Raw genomic sequence first — 16,266 nt, 5'->3', positions numbered from 1 at the left:
GGGCCCGACATTTCTCGGCCCCTCGGGACCGCCGCGCGTGAGCCCTCACCGGTTGCCGATTCGCCCGGAGAGCGGTCCACTGAATGACATGGGTGTCATTAGGGTGGGTACGTCCTCCTGGGCCGACCAGTCGCTGCTGCGCTCCGGGTGGTACCCGCGCTCGGCAAACACACCGGCGCGCCGACTGGCCTTCTACGCCGGCCGGTTCCCACTGGTCGAGGTGGACACGTCCTACTACGCGATCCCCGTGCCCGAGGTGACGCAGGGCTGGGTGGACGCGACACCTGACGACTTCACATTCGACGTCAAGGCGTTCAGCCTCTTCACCGGCCATTCCACCCCGGTCGCCACGCTGCCCCGCGACCTCCGTCCGGACGCCGGCCCGAGCCGGGTCCGCTGGCGTGACCTGCCGGAGTCGACGTACGACGAGTTGTGGGCCCGGTTCCGGGCAGCCCTGGACCCGATCGCGGGCGCCGGCAAGCTGGGGGCGGTGCTGTTGCAGTTCCCGCCGTGGCTGGCGCGGGGCGTCGCCGCGGAGCGTCGGATCGTCGAGCTGGCGCAGCGCTGCCGGCCGTGGCGGGTAGGGGTGGAGCTGCGACACGGGTCCTGGTTCGACGGTCCGGCCGCAGCCGACACTCTGGACCTGCTGCGCGCGCACGACCTGTCGTTGGTCTGCGTCGACATGCCGCAGGGGCACCCGTCGTCGGTGCCGCCCATCCTCACCCGCACGGCGGAGCCGGCGATCGTCCGGTTCCACGGGCACAGCGACGCCTGGCGGGACGGCGACAAGCAGGAGAAGTTCCGCTACGCGTACGCCGAGGAGGAGCTACAGCGGTGGGCCGACCGGTTGGCCGAGCTGGCCGACCCGACCGACGAGCTGCACGTGCTGTTCAACAACTGCTGCGCCGGTCAGGCCCAGCGCGACGCGACACGGATGGCGCAGCTGCTCACCGAGACCCTGCTCGGCGACGAGGCCGAGCGGCGGACCGCCACCGCGGTCTCCGGCACCTGACGAGCGGGTCGCCAGCGGGCTGTCCCCCGCCCGGCGAACGGCCGCCCGATCAACGGGCCGGCCTCATCGCGCCGGTGTCTCAGGAGCGCCGGCCACGACTGCGCAGCGCGTCCTGGGTTCGGTCGTCGACGTCCGCGTCGTCGGGAAAGGACCGGCCGCTGGGTGCCGGGTCCGGAGGCGCGGTCGGTCCGGCCGATGCCGTACGGGTCGGCTCCACCGAGCCGAAGCCGTGCCGTCCGGCCGGGTCACGTCTGCCCGCTGGCGCCCCGGCGCGACGGTCTCCGCGCCGTCCCTCGGGCACCGCCGCCTCTTCGCTGCCCTCGTCCAGCGGCGAGTCCTCGCCCACACCCCAGGGTGGTTCCGCGTCGAAGCCGCCGTCGGCTTTCCACGGCTGGGTCGCCTCCGGCTCCAGCCGGTCGCCCGCGCCACTGCGTCCCTCATGTGCCGTCATGGCCACCTCGCTCGTCGGTCCACCGCAATTGGAGGGTGTGGGCCGGCCGGTGCCCCGCCGTCGAGGTGTCGGCGGGACGCCGGCCGGGCCGGGACGGTCAGCGCCCGGCCATCGCCATCTGTCGCTTGCCCATACCCATACCCATCTTGGCCATCGACTTCGGGGCGCTCATCAGCCCGTTGGACCGGCCGAGCAACCCGCGGAGGACCTGGCCGGGCTTCTGCTGCTCGCCCATGTACGCGGTCACCACCACAAGGGTTCCGGTGATCGCCGGCACGGCCCACTGGAGCAGCTTCATCTGCCGCTGTGAGGAGGCCACACTCGCCGGTGTCTGGTGATTGGGCTCGGTGGTGCCGTTCACGGGCGGGTTGCCCGCCTTTTCCAGCCGCATGCCGACCAGGCGGCTGTAGCCGGTCACCGCGAGCGCGCCGATGGTCAGCGCCGTCTTGATGGCGCTGGCCCGGGCAACCCCGGACTGTGCGGCCACCCGTGGGCTCTCCGTCACCAGTTCGCCGACCGCGCCGGCCAGGTGGGCGCCGATAGCGGCCGCGTTGACAGGGGTCCACTTGGACCATCCCGCCGATGCGATCGGGAGCCGCTGGGTCGAATCGCTGATTTTCGCCGCTGCGCTGTTGACGCCAAGCGCTCCCATCAGGGAGCCGCCGAACCAGGCCGCCAAGCCCAGATCGTGCATGGAGCGCAGTGCGGTATGCCGTTCGGACATCTGATCCCCTTCCGCCGTGTCGGGCGCTGCGGCTTACCCGCCGCCCGGGTGGCTAACCCCGCCCCGGGCAGGCCGATCCGTGCCGCAGCGGGCACGTCGCGGACACCACGGTCGGTGGGGCGACAGCAGGAGTCGTCCGGTCGGTGGCGGGTAGATCCCACCGACCCGACGAAAGAGGGGAACGTCATGTCGCAGCCGGAGGAGAGCAGGGAGAAGACCGCCACCACCGATCCGGTGCTCATGCACCCGGACAACGATCCGCACAAGAACATCGCCGAGGTGGCCCCGCGCAAGGACCACGGCGCGATCCAGGTGGAACGCGACGACGAGTTGGTCCCGCTCGACCAGGACGAGTGAGTCAGCGGGCGGTGCGGCTCGGGCTCAGCGGCGCGGCAGGTCCTCGGCGAAGCGGGCCACCTGCCGCGCCAGCGGAGTGCTCGCACGGACCCAGGTGAAGTGGTCCAGCTTCGCGCCGGCCTGCTCCACCGTGTACCGCTGCCGACTCACCGGGGCGGCGGCCAGCTTCCCGCAGAGGTGGTCCACCGTCTCGTGCGGGGTGTACTGGTCGTCGTCCACGCTGACCGCGAGCACAGGGATCCGCACCGCGCGTACGGCCGCCTCGGTGTCCGTACCGTCGAGGTGGGGGAAACGGCCGGTCCGCGCGGTGTGTGCCCAGTCGCGGATGACGCCGCGTGCCTGCCGGCCGCCGAAACCCCAACCCGGCCAGACGCCGAGCAGCGCCGCGGTGGCGGCGATCCCCTGGGTGTACGGCAGCACGCCGTACCCTCGTCGGCCAGGGTAGGTGCGCCAGTAGGGGATGCCGACCGCGACAAGCGCCAACCCGTCGACCGCGTCGCCGCCGTCGAGGGCCAGGTGCACGAGCGCGGCCTGCCCACCGAGGGAGTGGCCGAGCAGCACCCGGGTACGCCCGTCCAGGCGGGGCTTCAGCGCGGCCAGGACAGCGCCGACGTCGCTTGCCAGCTCGGCGTAGCCGTACCTGTCGGCGCGGCTCGGCACGGGGGTGCTCGTGCCGGTGCCGCGCAGGTCGGCGACCACCACGGCGAGTCCGGCGGCGCGTAGCTCCGCGGCGAACGGCCGGTAGTAACGGGCACGGACCCCCATCGCGGGCCAGATCACCACGACCGGGGCGCCGGGTGGGCCGTCCGGCTCCGGATAGATCTGCACGCCGATCCGGGCACCGTCGACCTCGACGAACTCCTGCGTGTACTCCGGATCCCCGTTCACCGGCTCAGCCTAGCCGCGTGAGGTTACCGGCGGGTAGCCGCGGGCGGGGGCGTACCGGTCGGGTCCCGATGCCTCCCGGACCGGGTCGACACTCTGAAACGCTTGATGACTCTGAGGCATATTGATACCTCAGAGTCATCACCCTCAAACTGGTGGCCCGGGTTCCGGGGCCCGCCGGTCGGCGGGCCCCGGGCGACGCCTCAGGAGACGCTGATCGTGCCGTTGGTGGCCCGGACGCAGCTCACCGCGCGGGCGCTGGTGGTTGCCGCCCCGGCGAGGCACTGGCCGAGGACCTGGTGCCCGGTGGCGTTCGGGTGCCACGACTCCTGGCAGGTCTGGAAGTAGCTGACACAGGTGTTGGCGATCCGCTGAATGGCGATCTTGTCCTTGCCGGAGAGGCTGGTGACGAAGGTGCCGTTCGGGTTGCTGTCCTGCAACCGGATGGGGGTGGCCAGCGAGCCGGTGGGGCTTGTCGTCGTCTCGCAGAGCCGGGCGCCGTCGAAGGCGCGCTGCACGTTGAGGTAGACCAGGTCGTCGGCCGGGAACTCGGCGGCCAGGGTGTCCCGGGTGGTCTTCACGATGGTGCCCAGGCCCTGCGAGAAGCGGTGCCCGGGAGCGAGGCTGGCCCGGTGGATCGGGCAGCCGGCCGCGTACCGCTCGGCCCCGAGGTCGCGGAACTTGTCCCGGGTGTCGTCCCGGCTGTCCTCGGTATGGAACGTCGCGTTCAGGTCCAACGGCAGCGGGTTTGTGTAGTCCTGGAACACCACCCGGTGCTGCCCGTCCGCGTCCACCTGGTCGAGGGTGGTCAGCAGTTGGCGTACGGCGGCGGTGGTCTCGGCGGTGGCGGCGCTGAGCTGCGCCGCGGTGGCCAGGTCGGCGTCGGTGCACGGCTTCTGCTCCACCGGCCCGCCCAGGTACGCCCAGAACTCCCACCAGCCGGTCCAGGCATCGGCGATGAAGCGGTTGGCGCACTTCTCGGCGACGCTGCCGAACGTGAACGAGCTGTTGTTGGACCCGAGGCCGATAAGCACCAGGTCGATGTCGTTGGTCTGCGCCACGGCGCGCAGTTGGTCGAGTTGCGCGGCCACCGTACGGCCGTTGGCCCGTGCGCCGGAGGCGGTGGCGATGTCGTGCGGCTGACCGCCGGAGCAGGCCAGGTTGAACCGGTTCTGGATGCCCGGCAGGTTGGCCTTGTGCAGCGAGGCGTTCGCCGACCGGTGGCAGAAGTACGCGTTGTTGTTCGGAGCCGTCCAGCCGGGGAAGCCCTGGGCGACGCCGTTGGCGTCGACCACCGGCGCGTACGCCCCGGCGCCCTCGCCACTGATGAAGCTGTCGCCGAGCGCCACCGCGGCGGTGGGCAGCGCGGCTGCGGCAGCGGTCGACGGGGCGGCGGCCACCGGTGAGGGCAGTGCGACGGCCGTCGACAGGGCGGCCGTGACGATCGTGAGGGCCGCCGCGAGCGCGGTACGCCGGATTGTGGGCATGGGGCTCCCATCCATCGAAAGATGAAAGATTCTCTGAGAGCGCGATCACATCACCCGCGTGCGACGGACGTCAATGGCCTGTAACGGATTCGTTCGATGAAGGACACACAAGGACTGCACCCTCGAACCCTGCGGAGCGCCCGTGCGGCGAGGTGGCGGGCTGTCAGGTTGCTCACGTCCGTGAGGTCCGGGCCCGGCGGGTCGCGCGGGGCCTACAGCTGATGTCTCAGCCTCCGGCTAGGCTCGCTGCGGCGCGCCACGCCGGCTGATGTCGCCGGTGACCGGCTGCACACCGCCGAGACCGGGGAGTACGACCAGTTGACCGCAGAGCCTGACACCCTGTACGGGGCCGATGACCTCACCCACCTTGAGGGGCTGGACGCTGTACGCAAGCGGCCCGGCATGTACATCGGCTCCACCGACAGCCGTGGCGTGGGTCACCTCGTCAACGAGATCCTCGACAACTCGACCGACGAGGGCGTCGCCGGTCACGCCAGCAACGTCGAGGTGATCCTGCACGCCGACGGCTCGGTGCAGGTCGACGACGACGGCCGGGGCATCCCCACCGACGTGCACGCCAAGTCCGGCATCTCCGGCGTCGAGCTGGTGCTGACCCGGCTGCACGCCGGCGGCAAGTTCGGCGGCTCCGGCTACAAGACCTCCGGCGGCCTGCACGGCGTCGGCGCCTCGGCGGTCAACGCGCTGTCGCGCCGCTTCGACGTGACGGTCCGCAGGGCCGGCAAGATCCACGCGATGTCGTTCCGGCATGGCGTCCCGGGCGTCTTCGACGGCGACGGTCCGGACGCCCCGTTCACCGCAGGCCCCGGCCTCCAGGTGACCGGCAAGATGAAGCGCGGCCAGCCCACCGGCACCTCGATCCGCTGGTGGCACGACGCCCGCTACTTCGAGACCGGCGCCGCGCTCGACGTCGACGCGGTCCGGATGAAGCTGCGCAACACCGCGTTCCTGGTCCCCGGCGTGACGTACCTGCTGCGGGACCTGACCGGCGAGACGCCCGCCGAGGAGCGGTTCCACTACCCCAACGGGCTCAGCGACATGGTGGAGTTCCTCGCCCCGGCCGGCGACCGGCCCGTCTCCGGCATCCTGCTTGTCAACGGCGAGGGGACGTACCGGGAGAACGCCGCCGACGCCAACGGTGTCATGCAGTCCAACGTGCAGCGTCGCGCTGAGGTCGAGGTGGCGTTCCGCTGGGGCACCGGCTATGAGCGCACCGTCGAGTGCTTCACCAACACGATCCGCAACGCGCACGGCGGCACGCACCGCAAGGGCTTCGAGCGCGCGCTGGTCCGCTCCCTCGCCGACGCCGTCCGCAACACCCGAGGGCTGCTCAAGGCCAAGGAGGAGCCGCCCACCCTGGACGACGTCCTGGAGGGCATGACCGCTGTCGTGCACGTGCGGATCCCTGAGCCGCAGTTCACCTCGCAGACCAAGGACGAGCTGTCCACCACAGGCATCACAAAGGTGCTCCAGAGCCTCGTCGACGCGCACGTCAAGGCCTGGCTGGAGGACCGGCGCACAAAGGCCGAGGCGCGCGTCGTCCTGCAGAAGATCGTCGACGCGGCGCGGGTGCGGCTCACCCAGAAGCAACAGAAGGACGCGGCCCGGCGCAAGACCGCCCTGGAGGGCGCGTCGATGCCGCCGAAGCTCGTCGACTGCCGGGCCACCGGCGTCGAACGCAGCGAACTGTTCATCGTGGAGGGCGACAGCGCGCTCGGCACGAGCCGGATGGCCCGCTCCTCGGAATACCAGGCGCTGCTGCCGATCCGGGGCAAGATCCTCAACGTGCAGAAGGCCAACCTCCAGCAGGTTCTGGACAACGCCGAGTGCGCGGCAATCGTCCAGGTGCTCGGGGCCGGCTCGGGGCGCACCTTCGACCTGTCCGCGCTGCGCTACGGCCGCGTGCTGATCATGGCCGACGCCGACGTGGACGGCGCGCACATCCGTACCCTGCTGATCACCCTCTTCGCCCGCTACATGCGGCCGTTGATCGAGGCGGGTCGGCTCTACGCCGCGATGCCGCCCCTGCACAAGATCACCACCAAGGGGCGCAACCCGCAGACGGTCTACACCTACACGCAGGCCGAGATGGAGACGACGGTCCGCAAGCTGGAGAAGGCCGGCAAGCAGATCGTCACCCCCATCCCGCGCTTCAAGGGTCTCGGTGAGATGGACGCCGACGAGCTGTGGGACACCACGATGAACCCGGCCACCCGGGCCGTACGCCGGATCACCATCGAGGACGTGGACGCCGCCGAGCGGATCCTCGAACTGCTGATGGGGGAGAAGGTCGAGCCGCGCCGTAACTGGCTGATCGACTCCGCCGACCGCGTCGACCGGGAAGCGATCGACGCATGAGCACCCGTTTCGTTCGAGTGGAGATCTGAGTCATGGCACGCCGTAAGGACAACAAGGTCGATCTCTCCTCGTTCGACCAGGCTGGCGCGCGGGTCTTCGACAATCCGCTGGTCACCGAGGTGTCCGACTCCTACCTGGAGTACGCGTTCTCGGTCATCCACTCCCGCGCCCTGCCCGACGCCCGCGACGGCCTCAAGCCCGTGCACCGGCGCATCCTCTGGTCGATGTACGAGCAGGGCTACCGCCCCGACCGCGGCCACGTGAAGTCTGCCCGAATTGTCGGGGATGCGATGGGTAAGTACCATCCGCACGGTGACACGGCGATCTACGACGCCATGGTCCGCCTCGCGCAGGACTTCTCGCTCAACGTGCCACTCATCGACGGGCATGGAAATTTTGGGTCCCCAGACGATGGACCGGCTGCCTCGCGTTACACCGAAGCGCGGATGTCCCGCGAGGCGATGCTGCTCGTCGGTGAGCTGGGCGAGGACACCGTCGACGTCGAGCCCAACTACGACGGCTCGCTGACGCAGCCGACGGTGTTGCCGGCGGCCTTCCCCAACCTGCTTGTCAACGGTGCGTCCGGGATCGCGGTCGGTATGGCCACGAACATGATCCCGCACAACCTGGCCGAGGTGGTCTCCGCCGCCCGCTGGCTCATCAACCACCCGGACGCCACTCTGGACAAGCTCATGGAGTTCGTCCCCGGCCCCGACCTGCCCACCGGTGGCGTGCTGCTCGGCCTGGACGAGGTGCGCCGCGCGTACGAGACCGGGCGTGGCGTCGTGCGGATGCGCGGCAAGGTGGAGATCGGCCCGCTGGAGGGCAGCCGGGGCCGCCAGGCGATCACAGTGGTGGAGTTGCCCTACGGTGTCGGCGCGGAGAAGGTCATCGCGGCGATCACCAACGAGGTCACCAAGACCAAGCGGCTGACCGGGATCGCCGACGTCAAGGACCTCACCGACCGCGAGAGCGGCACCCGGCTCGTCGTCGAGTGCAAGGTGGGGGTCAACCCGCAGGCGCTGCTCGCCGACCTCTACCGGCTCACCCCGCTGGAGCAGTCGTTCGGCGTCAACAACCTGGTCCTGGTCGACGGCCAGCCCCGTACCCTCGGGTTGAAGGCGTTGTTGGAGGTCTTCCTGGCCCACCGGTACGAGGTGGTCACCAGGCGCACCACGTTCCGCCGCCGCAAGCGTCAGGAGCGGCTGCACCTGGTCGACGGTCTGCTGATCGCGTTGCTGGACATCGACCGGGTGGTCCGGCTGATCCGGGGCAGCGACGACGCGCAGGCCGCCAAGGACGGGCTGATGAGCCAGTTCGGCCTCTCCGACATCCAGGCCACCTACATCCTGGACACTCCGCTGCGCCGGTTGACGAAGTTCGACAGGCTCGAGTTGGAGGCCGAGCAGGAGCGTCTGCGTGCCGAGATCGCCGAGCTGTCCACGATCCTGGACGACGAGCGGGTGCTCAAGAAGGTCGTCTCCGACGAGCTGGCGGCAGTGGTCAAGCAGTTCGGCGCGGAGCGTCGCACCACGCTCGTCGACGGTGACCTCAAGGAGGTGCTTGCCGCGTCCGCGCCGGCCGGCCCGCTGGAGGTCGCCGACGATCCGTGCCAGGTGATTCTCTCCGCGACCGGGCTGGTCGCCCGGACCGCTGCCGAGTCGGAGGAGAGCGCCGAGGGGCGCCGGCGCAACGGCCGGGTCAAGCACGACACGGTACGCGCGATCGTGCACTCCACGGCCCGTGGCCGCGTGCTCCTGGTGACGAGCGCCGGCCGGGCCTTCAAGATCGACGTGTTGCCGCTGCCGGTGTTGCCCGAGCAGGCCGGCACGGTGTCGCTGCGGGGCGGCATGTCCGCCGCCGAGCTGGTGCCGCTGGAGGCGGGGGAGACGGTTGTCGGCCTGGCCCCGCTCGGCGGCCCGGCGGAGGGCTCACCCGGGCTGGCGCTTGGCACCCGGCAGGGCGCGGTGAAGATCTGCTCGCCCGAGTGGCCGGTACGGTCCGACGAGTTCGAGGTGATCGGCCTGCGCGACGGCGACGAGGTGGTCGGGGCGACCTGGCTGACCGACGGCTCCGAGACGCTGACATTCGTCACCTCGGAGGCGTCGCTGTTGCGCTTCGCCGCCGGGCTGGTCCGTCCGCAGGGCCTCAAGGGCGGCGGGATGGCGGGCATCAACCTGCCGGCCGGGGCGCGGGTGGTCTTCTTCGGGGCGGTGCGCACCGACGATCCGGGGCACGGTGAGCCGATGGTCGTGACGTCCACAGGTGCGACGGTCAAGGTGACGCCGTTCAAGGCGTACCCGGCGAAGGGCCGGGCGACCGGCGGCGTGCGGGCGCACCGCTTCCTCAAGGACGAGACGGACGTTGCTGTCGCCTGGGTGGGGCCGCGCCCGGTCGGCGCGACCGGCACCGGCGAACCTGTCGAGCTGCCCACAGCCGATCCCCGCCGCGACGGCAGCGGCTTCGCGGTGATCCTCGGCCCGACGGTCCTGGGTCACCTGGTGGAGCGCGACTGACCCCGGGGAGGGTCAGGCCACGTTGACGGGGCGGAACTGGACACTCACCCGCGGGCCGACAGGACGGGTGGTCTTGGGGATCGCGTGTTCCCAGGTGCGTTGGCAGGAGCCGCCCATCACGATCAGGTCGCCGTGGCCCACCGGGAAACGGAGGCTGTCGCCGCCGCCGCGCGGACGCAGCAGCAGTGGTCGGGGCGAGCCGAACGACACGATCGCGACGATGGTGTCGCTGTGCGCGGAGCGGCCGATGGTGTCGCCGTGCCAGGCGACGCTGTCCCGCCCGGAGCGGTAGAGGCACATGCCGGCGGTCACGAACGGCTCGCCCAGCTCGGGGGCGTAGTGCCGGGTCAGGGCTTCCCGTGCGGCGGTGAGCACAGGGTGCGGCAGTGGCCGGTCGGCGGCGTACCAGCAGAGCAGGCGGGGCACGTCGACCTCGCTGTCGTACATGGTGCGTCGCTCGGCACGCCAGGGCACCTCGCTGAGCAGGGTGTCGAGCACCGCGTCGGAGCCGCGCACCCAGCCGGGCAGCTGGTCGACCCACGCGCCCCGGCTGAGGTGGTGCCTGCGGATCTGGCCGGGCAGCGGCCCCACTGTCGGCCCGGCGTCGGCGAGGTCGAGCATCGACGGCTGGTAGGAGGCCTGCGTCATGCGGCCACCCTAGCAGCCCATTAGTACACCCGTGCTATTACCGCACCGCCCCCGCGAGCGTGATCATGCGGAGGAGGGCGGCGATCATGAGGGTCACGCGGCGCCGGGGCGGCGTCAGCCGCGTAGGGCCGCCGGGCGAAGCGCCTCGAACACCGCGTCGACGACCCTCGCCCGGCCTTTCCCGTCGACGGCGGACCAGGCCCGGGCGGCAAGCGCTGCCCGGCGTTGCGGGGAGCTGAGCAGCCCATGCACTGTTCGCGCCGCCGAGGCCCGCGCGGTACGCCCCGCGAGGCCGGCCTCGGCCAGCTCCGGCAGCTCACCGAGGCCGGCGGCCAGGCCGTGCTGGACCACCCGGGCGTACGACTCGCGTTGGTTGTCGACCACGCAGACCAGCGCGGCGGGTGCGCCGAGGCAGCACAGCTCCCACGTCGAGGTGCCGGCAGCGCTCACCACCAGGTCCACCTCGGTGATCAGCGACGGTAGTGAGCCGGTGGGCGGGACGGTACGGATGACCTGCCCTCGCCCGGGGGTGATGTCCTCCAGCTCCGCCTCGATCTCGGGTCGCCCGACGACGACAGTGAGGTCCATGGGGTGTCCGGTGGCCACCAGCACCCGGGTCAGCAGCGGAGCAGCGCCGAGGGCGTCGGTGCCGCCGAAGAAGGCCAGCACCCGGGGCCGGCTCACGGTCTCGGCGGGCCGAGGTGCCGGCGGTCGGGCGGTCACGACCGAGTCGCGCAGCAGGGCGTAGTCGCTGCCGGCGAGCAGTCGCCCGGCCAGTTCGGGAAGCCTCGCCCCGAAGTTCTGGTCGAGGTAGAGGTCCGCGTCCTGACCTCGGGAGTCTCCGTCGATCAGGGCGACTGTGAACACCCCGGCGGCGCGCAGCGCGCCCGCTCCGGCGGGATCCAGTTCGTAGGAGTCGAGCACAAGCACGTCCAGGTCGTGCCGGCGGGCCGCCTCGACAAGCCCGGCCGGCGACTCGGGGCCCGGGTGCAGGGGGATGCCCCGTGCGGCCAGCTCGGCGGTGGCCCAGTCGACCCGCTCCACAGTGCCGAACACCGCCACGTGGGCGCCGCGCGCCAGGAACTCCTCGGCGAGCGCCAGGCAGCGGACGAGGTGGCCGACGCCGCGCCGCGGCCCGGCGTCGCAGCGCAGTCCGACGCGGAGCGTGCTCAGGACTCCTCCAACCGCTTCTGCTGTACGTCGGCGTTGAGCGCCCGCAGCCGGGGCTGCCCGTCCAGCCAGTCCGCGAGCCTGGCCAGCGGCACGCTGACGTCGCCGAAGTGGTCGGTCACCGCACTCACCAGCGCCCAGTCCTGCTCGGTGTCGAGGGTCAGCCGCAGCGCCGAGCGGTCCGGCGTGAGGGTAACCCCGAGCACCCGGAACAGCTCCGGATGGGTGTACGCGTACGAGGTCACGTGCACCCTGTGGTGCCCGGTGGCGAGCCGGCCGAGGGTACGTAGCGTCTCCGCGCGGATGATCTCGACGTCCAGCCCTCGCGGCAGCGTACGGGCGATCGACGTGCTCGCGTAGTCCAGACCGGGCACCGCCCGGTACACGGAGGCGACAAGCGTGATGATCTCCGGGTCGAGCAGTGGGCAGTCGGCGGTGAACCGCATGACCGCGTCACCCGGGTGCGCCACCAGGGCACCCACGAACCGGCCGAGCACGTCGTCGACGGGCCCCCGGTGGCAGGGCACGTCCAGTCGCTCGCACTCGGCCGCCACCGCGTCGTCGACAGCGTCCGTGCTGGTGGCGACCACAAGGTCGGCGAGGACGCCGCTGTCGCGGGCGGCCCGCACCACCCGGCCCAGCACGGACCGGCCGGCGAGCGGCCGGAGCACCTTGCCCGGCAGCCGCGACGACCCCATCCGGGCCTGCACGATCCCGACAATGCGCGCCCCGGCGGCTTGCGCCCCGACGGTCACCCCCGTGTCGGCCGTCGGAGCCGTCCCAAGCGTCCCGGCGGGAGTCACCCGGGCGTGGCTGTCGCCGGTCACTGCTGCTCCTCCTGTTTGGGGGCGAGCGCGGCGCGCGCCCGGCGTTTGGCGGCACGGGCGCCGCGTTTGGCCAGCCGGGCGGGCGTGATGGCCAGCCGGCCGACGCGATAGCTGATGGAGCCGCTGAGCAGGCCGATCTTCGCCTCGGCGCGGCGTAGCGCCCGCTCCCGGGAGGTGAGCAGTTCCTCGGTCCACCTGGTCAGCGCCACGAGACGGCTGATCTCCTCGCGCTGGCGCAGCCACGCCTCCCGTACCTGCTGGTAGCTGTGCGTGCCGATCGGGGGGTCGGTCGGCTCGACGGCACGTAGCTCGGCAGCGAGGTTGGCCTGGCCGTCGGCGTCCAGGCCGTGCAGGGCCGCCGTGATCGCCGCCTCGGCCCGTACCGCCTCGGCCACTGTCGCCCGGTCCAGGTCCCGGTCGGCGAGGCCGCCGAGGACCACTGTCAGGCCCGCCACGTCGACTGTGGACGGCCACGGGTTGGCGTACCCGCCGGTGAGCAGGCCCGCCGCGAAGCGCCACAGCCCACGGGCCAGGACCACGTCGCCGGGCAGCGCGTCGGTGGCCCGCCAGCTCGGGTCGAGCACCGCGTAGCCGGCGTCGCTGACCACCACGTTGTCGGCGCTGGCCAGCGCGAGCGCGCCGGTGAGCCGGCCGTCGGCGTCGGCGTGGTCGGCGAGCCAGGCCGCGTACCCGCGCAGCAGCGTGCGTAGCGTCGTCAGGTCGCGGCGCAGCGCGGCGTCGAGCAGCAGGGTGCGCAGCAGCCGTCCGGGCGGCACGGGCCCGGACAGGGCGTCGAGGTCCCGGTACGCGGCCTCGCGGCTGGCGAACGGCGCGGCCGGCGCTTTCGTGTCGGTCCCTGTGGCGCGGCCCCACCGCCAGCCCGACGGACCGTCCAGGACCTCCAGCACGCCGGTGCCGGGCGGCCCGGTCTGCACCAGCGCCACCGGTAGGTCGCCGTCGGCGGGCAGATCAGGGCCGCCGGGGCGGCGGGCGAGCGTGAGCCAGCCGGGCGCGAGGTCGGCGGCGCGCCCGGCGTGCAGCGCGTCGACCGCCAGCCGCGCCGGGTCCTGGAGCACCGTCGCCGTGCCGGTGAGCCCGGCGCAGGCGCCGTGCAGCACCGCGTCGAGCAGCCCGGAGCCCGCGCCCCGGCCGAGCTGGTCGGCGGCGAGCAGCGCCGTCGCGGCACCCCCGACGGGGTACGCGGCCCAGCACGCCGTCGGGTGCAGCCCGGCACTGACCAGCCGCTCGCGCAACTGGTCCCGGTTGGCCGGATGGCTCTGGTCCAGCACCCCGCCGATCACCCAGGCGGAGTCGTCGCGGGCGGCGTACCAGGGGGTGGTGTCGACGAGCCGGTGCAGCCCGAGCGGGTTGTCCAGGCGCAGCAGCAGCGCGCCGCCGGGCCGTACCGCCGCGACCAGCCGGGCCAGCACGCCGTCCCAGCCGAGCCGGGCGCCCTCCACGGACTCCACCGGGTCGAGACCGGCGGCGGCGATCACGACGTCGTACGTCTCGTCGTCGGGCAGCCCGGCAGGGCCACCCACCACCACGTGGGCGGCCCGTTCGGCAAGCGCCACCGCGTCGGGATGGCTGCGCAGCAGGCAGGTCACCTCGGCGTGGGCGAGTCGGTCGAGCAGCGCCGGGTCGTGCGGGCCGGCAAGGAGGACGCGCGCCCTGGGCGGCACGATGCGGGCGGCCAGCGCGGCGAGGGGCCCACCGTCGGCCAGCCGCTTCTTCGGCAGGTCGGACCAGGCCAGCATCTCGCCGCCCGGCACTGTGATCCGGCCGGCGGGTGCCGTCTCAGTCTTCACTGTCGTCCTCTTCTTCTTCCGGGAGGTGCGCCCAGCCGAGCAGCTCCCGCAGCTCCGCTGGCGTGCAACGGTGGTCGGTGCCCAGCTCGGCGTGGGCGATCCGGACGGCGGTGGGCAGGTCGACCGAGGTGCCGTGCAGCTCCGGCCACTGCCGGCGGATGCGGGCCGTCCCGCCGAACGTCGGGTCCTCGTTGGACAGGATCATCGGGTCGCCGTAGACGGCTGGTTCGCAGCCGGCCGCGATGCCGTAGAAGATCGCGCTGGTCAGCCGGTTGGACGCCACCCGGCGGTGGCGGCGCAGCTCGGTCAGCTGCTTGTCGAGGAACTCCGGGTCGGTGTCCTTCCACCAGTGCCCCCGGTAGCCGTGGCAGATGACCCGGAACCCGGCGCGCTCGTAGAGGCGGCGGACGTGGCGCATCCCGTACTCGTGCCAGTAGAGGCAGACGGTGACCGGGCCGGGCTCGGTGTCCCGGATGCGGGCGATCAGCTCCCGGTGGTCGCCCTTGACGTGCTGACCCTCCCAACCGTGGAACGGATACCAGATGGTGCCCTCGCGTTCCTCGGCCGGCGGATCCTCGGGCCGCATGGCCAGCAGGTACACGAAGGGAGCACCGAGGACGACCACGTTGCGTCGCCCCACCGACCAGGCGCGGCGGCGGGTCTGTTCGGACCAGAGCAGGCTCGGGGTGCGCTCGGCGTACGGGTGACCGGGGGCGAGGCCGTCACCGATGTTCCAGCCGTGCTGCACGTACCCGTTGATGCGCGGGGGATGGCGGTCGCCGAGGCCGGTGTAGCGGGCCAGGACGTGGGCGTGGCCGTAGAAGTGGTTGGCGTGGTGCATCAGCGTCCCATCACGCGGCGGCGGGCCGCGCCCGGTGGCCGCGCAGCGCGGCGGTGAGCACGTCGATGACGCGGTCCTGGTCCGCGTCGCGCAGCGTCGGATAGAGCGGCAGCGACAGCTGTTGGATGTAGAACGACTCGGCGACCGGGCAGGACCCCCGCCGGTAGCCCAGGTCGGCGAAGACCGGGTGCCAGTGCACGGGGATGTAGTTGACCTGCACGCCGATTCCCGCCGCGCGCATCGCGTCGTAGATCTCGCGGCGACGTCCATCCAGGACGCGGATCGGGTAGAGGTGCCACGCCGGCTGGGCCCACGGCTGCTGGACCGGCAGGCGTACCCCGTCCAGGTCGGCGAGTGCCTCGTTGTAGCGGGCGACAAGTGCGGCCCGGCGGGCGACGAACTCGCCGAGCCGGCGCAGTTGGCTGCGACCCAGCGCGCAGAGTACGTCGGGCAGGCGGTAGTTCAGCCCGAACTCGGGCACCTCGTAGAACCAGCCGCCCTCGTCGGGCCGCCGCAGGTCGTCACGCTCGCGGACCATGCCCACGCCACGGAACCGGCGGACCCGCTTCAGGATCTCCGGGTCCAGCGCGGCGACCCCGCCGCCCTCGGCGGTGGTGAGGTTCTTCGTCGGGAAGAACGAGAACGTCGTCAGGTCGGCGAGTGATCCGACCGGCCGGCCGTGGTACGTGCCCCCGATCGAGTGCGCCGCGTCGGCGAGCAGCAGCGCGTCACTGCCCTCAACGGACTTGCGCAGCGCGTCGTAGTCGGCGGGGTGGCCGGCGTAGTCGACAGCCGCGACCACAGTCGTCCGCGACGTCACGGCGTCGGCCGCCGCCGCTGGGTCGAGGCAGAAGGTCTCCTCCTCCACGTCCGCGAAGACGATCTTCGCGCCGAGGGCGACCGCGCTGCTGGCGGTCGCCACGAACGTCATCGGCGGAACGACCACCTCGTCGCCGGGGCCGACGCCGGCAGCCGCGTACGCCACGTGCAGGGCGGCGGTGCCGTTGGAGACGGTGGCGACACCGACGCCACCGGTCACCTCGGCCAGGTCCGCCTCGAAGGCGTCGACCTGCGGGCCGGTGGTGAGCCAGTCACTGCGCAGCACCGCCGAGACCGCCTCGACGTCCGCATCGGTGACCGACTGCCGGCCGTACGGGAGCATCG

General features: G+C 72.2%; 14 protein-coding genes. 4 read left to right on the top strand and 10 right to left on the bottom strand.

Annotated elements, in window-relative coordinates; all coding sequences use genetic code 11:
• The first annotated feature begins 88 nt into the window (after nt 1-88).
• Nucleotides 89-1,012 (top strand): DUF72 domain-containing protein, encoded by a 924-nt coding sequence (locus F4558_RS17160; protein ID WP_167945119.1) that lies wholly within the window; start codon nt 89-91, stop codon nt 1,010-1,012.
• A gap of 79 nt (nt 1,013-1,091) precedes the next feature.
• Here F4558_RS17160 and F4558_RS17155 read toward each other — a convergent pair whose 3' ends face one another.
• Nucleotides 1,092-1,463 (bottom strand): hypothetical protein, encoded by a 372-nt coding sequence (locus F4558_RS17155; protein WP_053652742.1) that lies wholly within the window; start codon nt 1,461-1,463, stop codon nt 1,092-1,094.
• Between the two features lie 97 nt (nt 1,464-1,560).
• Entirely contained in the window at nt 1,561-2,187 is a 627-nt protein-coding gene (locus F4558_RS17150; protein WP_053652741.1) for a hypothetical protein, read from the bottom strand.
• A 186-nt stretch (nt 2,188-2,373) separates the two neighbouring features.
• Here F4558_RS17150 and F4558_RS17145 point away from each other — a divergent pair, with 186 nt between their 5' ends.
• Nucleotides 2,374-2,544 (top strand): hypothetical protein, encoded by a 171-nt coding sequence (locus tag F4558_RS17145; RefSeq protein WP_157552245.1) that lies wholly within the window; start codon nt 2,374-2,376, stop codon nt 2,542-2,544.
• A 24-nt stretch (nt 2,545-2,568) separates the two neighbouring features.
• Here the strand turns inward: F4558_RS17145 and F4558_RS17140 are convergent, their stop codons facing one another.
• The gene (locus F4558_RS17140; RefSeq protein ID WP_167945117.1) at nt 2,569-3,432 is read right to left on the bottom strand and encodes an alpha/beta hydrolase family protein; all 864 of its coding nucleotides are present in this window, start codon (nt 3,430-3,432) and stop codon (nt 2,569-2,571) included.
• Between the two features lie 200 nt (nt 3,433-3,632).
• Nucleotides 3,633-4,916: an SGNH/GDSL hydrolase family protein gene (locus F4558_RS17135; RefSeq protein WP_053652739.1), complete on the bottom strand. Its 1,284-nt coding sequence runs from the start codon at nt 4,914-4,916 to the stop codon at nt 3,633-3,635.
• A gap of 318 nt (nt 4,917-5,234) precedes the next feature.
• Between F4558_RS17135 and F4558_RS17130 the strand changes: the two genes are divergently transcribed.
• Nucleotides 5,235-7,292 carry a DNA gyrase/topoisomerase IV subunit B gene (locus tag F4558_RS17130; RefSeq protein ID WP_053652738.1) on the top strand — a complete coding sequence of 686 codons (2,058 nt, stop codon included), beginning with the start codon at nt 5,235-5,237 and terminating at the stop codon, nt 7,290-7,292.
• Between the two features lie 32 nt (nt 7,293-7,324).
• Nucleotides 7,325-9,808, top strand: a complete 2,484-nt coding sequence (locus tag F4558_RS17125; RefSeq protein ID WP_167945116.1) for a DNA gyrase/topoisomerase IV subunit A — start codon at nt 7,325-7,327, stop codon at nt 9,806-9,808.
• A gap of 12 nt (nt 9,809-9,820) precedes the next feature.
• Here the strand turns inward: F4558_RS17125 and F4558_RS17120 are convergent, their stop codons facing one another.
• From F4558_RS17120 to F4558_RS17095, 6 genes are all read right to left on the bottom strand, one after another.
• Nucleotides 9,821-10,456 (bottom strand): alpha-ketoglutarate-dependent dioxygenase AlkB, encoded by a 636-nt coding sequence (locus F4558_RS17120; protein ID WP_053652736.1) that lies wholly within the window; start codon nt 10,454-10,456, stop codon nt 9,821-9,823.
• Between the two features lie 114 nt (nt 10,457-10,570).
• Nucleotides 10,571-11,629: a PseG/SpsG family protein gene (locus F4558_RS17115; protein ID WP_053652735.1), complete on the bottom strand. Its 1,059-nt coding sequence runs from the start codon at nt 11,627-11,629 to the stop codon at nt 10,571-10,573.
• Nucleotides 11,626-12,381 carry a cytidylyltransferase domain-containing protein gene (locus tag F4558_RS17110; RefSeq protein WP_312877440.1) on the bottom strand — a complete coding sequence of 252 codons (756 nt, stop codon included), beginning with the start codon at nt 12,379-12,381 and terminating at the stop codon, nt 11,626-11,628. The genes F4558_RS17115 and F4558_RS17110 overlap by 4 nt, the downstream gene beginning before the upstream one ends.
• A gap of 68 nt (nt 12,382-12,449) precedes the next feature.
• Nucleotides 12,450-14,261, bottom strand: coding sequence for a class I SAM-dependent methyltransferase (locus tag F4558_RS17105; protein WP_167945114.1), 1,812 nt, complete (start codon nt 14,259-14,261; stop codon nt 12,450-12,452).
• Nucleotides 14,251-15,102: a hypothetical protein gene (locus F4558_RS17100; RefSeq protein ID WP_167945112.1), complete on the bottom strand. Its 852-nt coding sequence runs from the start codon at nt 15,100-15,102 to the stop codon at nt 14,251-14,253. Before F4558_RS17100 ends, F4558_RS17105 begins: the two co-directional genes overlap by 11 nt.
• 10 nt (nt 15,103-15,112) lie before the next feature.
• On the bottom strand, nt 15,113-16,264 hold the full coding sequence (locus F4558_RS17095; RefSeq protein ID WP_053652814.1) for a DegT/DnrJ/EryC1/StrS family aminotransferase: 1,152 nt from the start codon (nt 16,262-16,264) through the stop codon (nt 15,113-15,115).
• Nucleotides 16,265-16,266 lie beyond the last annotated feature (2 nt).

This window comes from Micromonospora profundi, assembly GCF_011927785.1.
GTDB lineage: Bacteria > Actinomycetota > Actinomycetes > Mycobacteriales > Micromonosporaceae > Micromonospora > Micromonospora profundi.
The sequence above is the reverse complement of the archived record's forward strand: the minus strand, read 5'-3'. Positions and strand labels throughout refer to the sequence as shown.